The following is a 1,119-nucleotide window of genomic DNA, read 5'->3' as shown; positions in this document are numbered from 1 at the left end:
GACGCTGATCGACGTAATTGCGATGGCGGCAGTCGAAACAACACCATCAATGACGACGTTCTGGCTCGCGGATTGACCTACGTTGCCGGCTGTGTCGATGACACGCACCTGCACGTTGTAGGTGCCGTCAGCCAAGGTAGCTGCCTGGTTATCGTAGCTCCAGGTGGTGCCCGAGACAGTGCTGTCCAGCCAGGTCGCCCCGCCGTCCAGGCTGATCTGCGCTTTTTCGTCGGCTGCCAAAGCAGCACCCAAGGTGCCGTTGAACACCAGGGTGTTGTCGTTGGTGATGTAGTCGGTTGCGCTCGCACCGGAGTCGGTAGTGATCGAGGTGATCGCAATGGCTGCACTTGGTACCCCACCATTCACCTCCACGCTCTGGCTCGCGGTTTGACCTACGTTGCCAGCTGTGTCGATGACACGAACCTGCACGTTATAGGTGCCGTCAGCCAGGATCGCGGCCTGGTTGTCGTAGCTCCAGGTAGTGCCCGATACAGTGCTGTCCAGCCAGGTCGCCCCGCCGTCCAGACTGATCTGCGCCTTTTCATCGGCTGCCAGGGCAGCACCCAAGGTGCCGTTGAAGACCAAGGTGTTGTCGCTGGTGATGTAGTCGGAAGTGTTAGCACCCGAGTCGACGCTGATCGACGTAATCGCGATGGCTGCACTTGATACAGCACCATCAATGACGACGCTCTGGCTCGCGGTTTGACCCACATTGCCCGCTGTGTCGATGACGCGGACCTGCACGTTATAGGTGCCGTCAGCCAAGGTAGCTGCCTGGTTATCGTAGCTCCAGGTAGTGCCCGATACAGCGGTCTCCAGCCAGGACACGACGCCGCCCAGGCTGAGCAGCGCTTTTTCATCGGCTGCCCGGGCAGCGCCCAAGGTGCCGTTGAAGACCAGGGTATTGTCGTTGGTGATGTAGTCGGTTGCGCTCGCGCCCGAGTCAGTTGTGATCGAGGTGATCGCGATCGCTGCAGTCGAAACAACACCATCAACCGTTACACTCTGGCTCGCGGTTTGACCCACGTTGCCGGCCGTGTCGATGACACGCACCTGCACGTTATAGGTGCCGTCAGCCAGGGTTGCCGCTTGGTTATCGTAGCTCCAGGTGGTGCCCGA

1 protein-coding gene is annotated in these 1,119 nt (G+C 60.0%); it reads right to left on the bottom strand.

What is annotated here, in order from left to right; genetic code table 11:
* Positions 1–1,119, bottom strand: a 1,119-nt coding sequence (locus CER19_RS03620) for an Ig-like domain-containing protein (RefSeq protein WP_178088096.1), incomplete at both ends; no start/stop codon positions are given.

Origin of the sequence: Pseudomonas sp. GL93 (assembly GCF_003408955.1) — a bacterium.
Classification (GTDB): Bacteria; Pseudomonadota; Gammaproteobacteria; order Pseudomonadales; family Pseudomonadaceae; genus Aquipseudomonas; species Aquipseudomonas paracarnis.
This window is presented reverse-complemented; position numbering and strand designations above follow the sequence as displayed.